We start from the raw sequence: 4,930 nt of genomic DNA, 5'->3' as shown, positions 1-4,930 counted from the left end.
GACGCCGGCCTGCTTCAGATAGGCGGCGAAAGCGACTTGCAAGGTCGAGACGGGGTAATGCTGATTCGCCGCGACGTTGGCAACTTTTTTGGGAAACAGATATGTCGTGTTCGGATGCTGCGTGCGGGCGCGGTGCTGTTGCTCGCGAATGAGATCTGGAAGCTGCGGATCTCTAACTGGATGCAGTCGTTCCCTGGTCCGTTTACGGTTCCAATACCGTAATGCGGGAAATCCGTCGGCATCTTCCGTGAGGCAATCAATCTCGAGCGACACGACTGTTCCGGCGCGGAAGCCGTGAGCATCGAGCAGGTGAAGCAGGAGACCAAGTTGCGGACTGGCCAGAATCAAATTGGTCGGGTTAAAAATCTGGCGCAAGACCCTTTCGTCAATGGGCCGGGGAAGAGCCTCAGCCCTTTTCGGCAACTCGCCTTGCCTAATGACCGCCGTCTCTGGGATGTGCGGTGTCCACTCGTTGACGCGATGCTCCTCCAGCAGAACCCTTACGGCCGACGCTAGCGCCTGTCGCTGGGAAGCAGCCACGTTTGGCTGCCTATTGATCCAGCCGATGTACTCCAGGAGGAATTTTCGATTGACGTCCTGAGGTCCCCGCATCTCCGGATGATTGCGCGCCACGAACCGCGCGAACGGCAGGAACCGGCAGCCATAGCTGATTGCGGTCGACCACGCTTTACCGATGGTCAGTTCGTAGTGGATAAACTGCTTGGCCCACTGTTTGACCCAGTGGCTTTCGAAGCCAGCGAAGGACAAGGTCTTCACTCGCGCGTTTTCCCGGCCGTAATCGTGCTCGTACCATCGGTCGCGATCCATGAGGTCTAGCGGCCATCCGATTTCGGCTGCAACGGCGATAGCGAATCGGACGTGTGCTTTCACAGCGTTGCTGCTTGCGGTGAAGCAAGGCGGCACTGGTGTGTTGGACATGTAGATGCAGTCGGTTAGCGTCTCGGTTCCCTCCAACAGCGAGTTCATTTTTGCATTGAGGGCCTGCTTCCGGATGTGTTGATACTCGTGCCGCCGCAGCATGGTTCGATTCGCATCAAGCCGGCTCTGAAGGAGGAGACGAAGCTCGAGACTTAGAGCCGGCGGCAGGTCGGTAAAGTCATATGGAGGGTGATTGTGAGCGAGTGGTCCACCGTGTAATTCGCCCGAGTCAATGAATGTCTCACGGCTCATCTCGCTGTCCCGGAATCTCTTTGCGCGCAGCCGCTTCCTGTGCTGCTCGCAGAGAGGCGGAGCTCCATGTGCATCCCAGCCCTGACACTCCGCCACCGAGCAAGGCCGCCCCCACAACGCCAGGTCACCCATCCTGGGAGTGAAAGTATCGGAGCGAAATTCAGGACGCAGGGCAGCAGCGATGCGATCGTAGGGTTCGGTCTCGGTCCGCCGGATCAACCGCAGCGCGCTGCTAGTCACGCCGGGCCGCCCTCCGGTAGGCGTCGGCTTTGTCCAGATCCCGGCGCAGATCCTCCACGGACAGTTTCGAGTAGATCTGTGTGCTCGCAACACTGGCGTGGCCAAGCAGTTCACTGACCGACTCAAGGGATGCACCACCGCGCCGGGTCAGCACCGCGAAAGTATGCCGGAGGTCATGGGCGGTGAATACCACTCCGGCGCGGCGGCACGTTCGTTCAATCAGTTTTCTGACCGTGTCGTATGTCAGCGGTGCTCCCTGGTCGCCTCCCCACAGATTTACGAAGACGTAGTCTGAGTCCAGGTCGCCATACTCCAGATCGAGGTAATCCGTGTACGCCTCGCCGACGGCGTCGTGCAAGGGGAGGACCAGGTCAGTTCTCCGCTTTGCTCGTGCCTCATTGAGATTGTCCTCCCGTGGCCGGACCGTCAGTGTTCGCTTGCGGACATCAATGTCACTGTGTCGCAGGCCCAGCGCGCCGCCGATGCGAAGGCCATTGAATGCCATGAGCAGAAACAACAGTCGGTCCCGCAGCCTGGTGGCGGCCCCGACGATGTTTACCAGTTCATCTTCGGTCAGGGCATGCGGGAGCTTTTCAGGCACCGGCGGGCTGAATGGTCGAGACTTCACCGGGCGGCCGCCTCGCCGTGGCTGGCTCGCGGTGAGCTTTCGCCGACGTTCCAAAGCCTTGGCAACCGGGGTCTGATTGTGGTGCTCGTAGAACTGATAAGTGGCCGTCAGGGTCCGCAAGACACTTGCCTGTGATCGTGCCTGCTCTGATGGGTGCAGCACAATCGCTTCCGGCTCTGGCTTCGACCGGTTCGTCCGCCGAAGATAGCTCTGGAAGTCAGTCACATCGTTCATCGTGGCGGCATCCCAATTCCGGTGCCGCCGGTGCAGGAAATCGAACCAGATCGCAATGTCGCTGGCGTAGGCGCGGATGGTGTGGGGCGAGCGGTTCAAAGCCTCGAGGTAGGTGAGGTAGTCCTCGGCTGCAGCCGCAACACCATCCGGCCCGATCACCGTCGCAGACCGACGACCATCAGGTAGAGAAATTCGTTGAGCACGAAAATAGCGGACACCAGTGACCACGTGATGCACATTACAGAAGACATACGGATAAGAGTGTCAACTTAATCGGAGTGTCGGCTGAGCTTCCAATTGGATTGATTCAGAAGACATCGCTGTAGGCACTACAGATAAACGGTGACGGCAGCGCCTGCGAATAGGAAGCAGACGTTACCTGCGCAGGAATTGGGACTGTCCTTTGCTGAACCGACCCGTGCGCGAGCGGACGGACGGTGCGGACTGGTTAGGGTCGCGCTTCGGGACCTGAGAGCGCTTCGGTGACGGCATGGTCGTTCAGGTAGTCCCGTAGGTAGGGCAACGTGAACGAGAGCCTGCCGCGGCCGGCCGGGACGATCATCTCGGCCGCCAGGAGCCGGCGGCGGTACTGGTTGGCGTAGTTGAGATCGACACTCATGCGCTCGGCGATGTCGGCGATCTGTGAAGGCCCTTCGTCAATGGCCATCGCAGCCAGAAAGCTCCGGTCGACGTCGGAAAGATCCCGCAGAGCAGGCTCGTGGATCATCCGGCCGGCACGGCGGATCGCACCGTCGATGCCTGCCCGCGCGTGTTCAAGGGTGATCTCCGGTGTCTTCGGCTGCACTCTCCAGGACCGGTGTCCGACCAGCTGGATGAGGAAGGGGTAACCCCGAGTGCCTTCCACCGCCAGCTCCAGCGCCTCCGGAGCGATCGGAGCGATTGATCGCCCGGCCAGGGTGATCGGGTCGGCCAGAGCGGATCGGACGGCTCCGGCCGGTATCGGGCCAAGTGTAAAGCGTTCAGCGCGGCGTAGGAACGAGGTGACGTCGTCGGAGAGGAGGTCGCTGACCGAACTGGGCAGACCCGCGGCTACCAGCGCCACCTGCCGGCCTTCACGGAAGCTGTGCTGGAGGGCTTGGGTGATCTGGCGGAGATCGGCGATGGCGGAGGTATGGACCTCGTCAAGGGTGATGAGGACACCCGCCCCCAGGCGTGTATCGGCGACGTCGGCGAGTCGCTCGAGGCCGGAGCGGAAGTTGAGTGTTGGCAGAGGCACTTGGTTCTCGTAGGCTCCCTGCGTACCCGCGGTGAAACCCACGGCACCAGCCGAACCGCCGGTCGGCGAGAAGGCACGGGCCCCGGGGTCGTGCTTGTGGAGTAGCTCGGCGATGCGAGTTGTGGCCAGTTCCTCTGCGACGCCTACCCCGGTGGTGGCAGAGACGATGAGCCACCCGCGGGTCCGTGCCGCGTCCTCGATGCTGTTCAGCAGCACTGTCTTGCCGGAGCCCCGGGTGCCGGTGATGAGCATGGCCCGTCCTGGGGAACCGACACCATCCTCGAGCCCCTCGACAAATACTTCCAACTCTTCCTCGCGGGCAACGAGCAGCGGCGGCGTCACGCCGAATGTGGGGGTGAAAGGGTTCTCGGCCATGGATTTACTGTCCTTTACAGTTTTTACACTGTTTACTGTATCACCTGCCTCTTTAGTGACAAGGCTCCAACCCCCTCGAATTGGACTACCCCTCGGCCAGTGCACTCCTTCAGATCGGTAGGCAGCTGATTTACCACCTTGCTTCCCCCAGCCCTGACGGCCCTGCTGGGCGAGGATCTCGTGGCCGATGTGCCAATACAACTCGATCAGTTCAGCATTGACCGTCCGTTGCGCCCGAACACACGCCTCGCGGATCCGACGCTTGAGCACATCGAGAGTCTGAGCGTACCCGTCAGGAAAAACAACATCAGCTGAAGCCATGGGTCCCGTTGTCCCGGGAGCACTGACCACACTGCGACTCTGCCACAGCCAACGCCTGTATGTGCCCAAGTTGGCGGACAGAGCCGGCAGGCCAAAGCGGTCCTGTTCCGGGGGGAGGAGTCGAATCCGCTCTTAAAGTGCCTGCCGGCCCTGCCCGAGCTGCCGATGGGGGCAGGCAGCTCAGCTCATCTCTCGCTTGTATGAGGCACCGTCGACTTTACCAGCCGCGGCTGCCGATGCGGTGGACGGTGGTGGCTTTACATACTTATCTGTGGTCGGGCTGGATTTAACGGAGTTCTTTTCATCGGTGGATGTGTAGTTGTGCTGACCGGATTCTCATGCAGGGCAGACAGGAAGTTAGAACTGCTTATCGAAGCGCCAGAGGAAGGTGACCATGGCGTCGCGGTTGATGGGTTCGAGCGGACGGTAGGTGCCATCGGGCCAGCCTGTGGTGATGTTCATTTCCTCGAGCCAGGCTATTTCCTTATAGAATTTTCCATTGGTGGGGTAGTCCTCGAATGGTGAGGTGCTCGGCGGGTTGTATGCCGGTTCTCCGGCCATCCGGTAGAGGAAGGCTGCCATTGCGTCACGGTTGATGGGCTCATGCGGGCGGAAGGTGTCGTCGTCGTACCCGGTGGTGATGCCGGCTTCCTCGAGCCAGGTTATTTCCTTATAGAATTTTCCATTGGTGGGGTGCTCGGCGG

The 4,930-nt window shown here is 60.7% G+C and carries 5 protein-coding genes; 1 reads left to right on the top strand and 4 read right to left on the bottom strand.

Features of this window, described 5'->3' with window-relative positions; all coding sequences use genetic code 11:
* The 3 genes from Y707_RS0101655 to Y707_RS0101645 all read right to left on the bottom strand — a co-directional run.
* Window positions 1-1,191 (bottom strand): site-specific integrase (locus tag Y707_RS0101655; RefSeq protein ID WP_162150153.1); only part of this gene is annotated, 1,191 nt, incomplete at its 3' end.
* 232 nt (window positions 1,192-1,423) lie between these two features.
* Entirely contained in the window at window positions 1,424-2,452 is a 1,029-nt protein-coding gene (locus Y707_RS0101650) for a tyrosine-type recombinase/integrase (protein ID WP_051441539.1), read from the bottom strand.
* Window positions 2,453-2,741: 289 nt separating this feature from the next.
* Window positions 2,742-3,905 carry an ATP-binding protein gene (locus tag Y707_RS0101645; RefSeq protein WP_026533814.1) on the bottom strand — a complete coding sequence of 388 codons (1,164 nt, stop codon included), beginning with the start codon at window positions 3,903-3,905 and terminating at the stop codon, window positions 2,742-2,744.
* Between the two features lie 138 nt (window positions 3,906-4,043).
* On the opposite strand from Y707_RS0101645, the gene Y707_RS32505 reads away from it, so the two are divergent.
* Complete coding sequence (locus Y707_RS32505) at window positions 4,044-4,220, top strand: hypothetical protein (protein ID WP_253905017.1); 177 nt, start codon at window positions 4,044-4,046, stop codon at window positions 4,218-4,220.
* A 363-nt stretch (window positions 4,221-4,583) separates the two neighbouring features.
* On the opposite strand, the gene Y707_RS22600 is transcribed toward Y707_RS32505, so the two are convergent.
* A partial coding sequence (locus Y707_RS22600) for an S-layer homology domain-containing protein (RefSeq protein ID WP_035779902.1) occupies window positions 4,584-4,930 on the bottom strand: 347 nt, incomplete at its 5' end.

The sequence above is a fragment of the Arthrobacter sp. H14 genome, from assembly GCF_000520495.1.
Lineage (GTDB): Bacteria > Actinomycetota > Actinomycetes > Actinomycetales > Micrococcaceae > Arthrobacter_C.
Note: the sequence above shows the minus strand (reverse complement) of the source record. Positions and strands in the feature narration are given on the sequence as shown.

Coding starts and splice junctions, on each gene's coding strand:
- Y707_RS0101645 (WP_026533814.1), bottom strand. CDS start 3,905: ATGGCCGAGAACCCTTTCACCCCCACATTCGGCGTGACGCCGCCGCTG.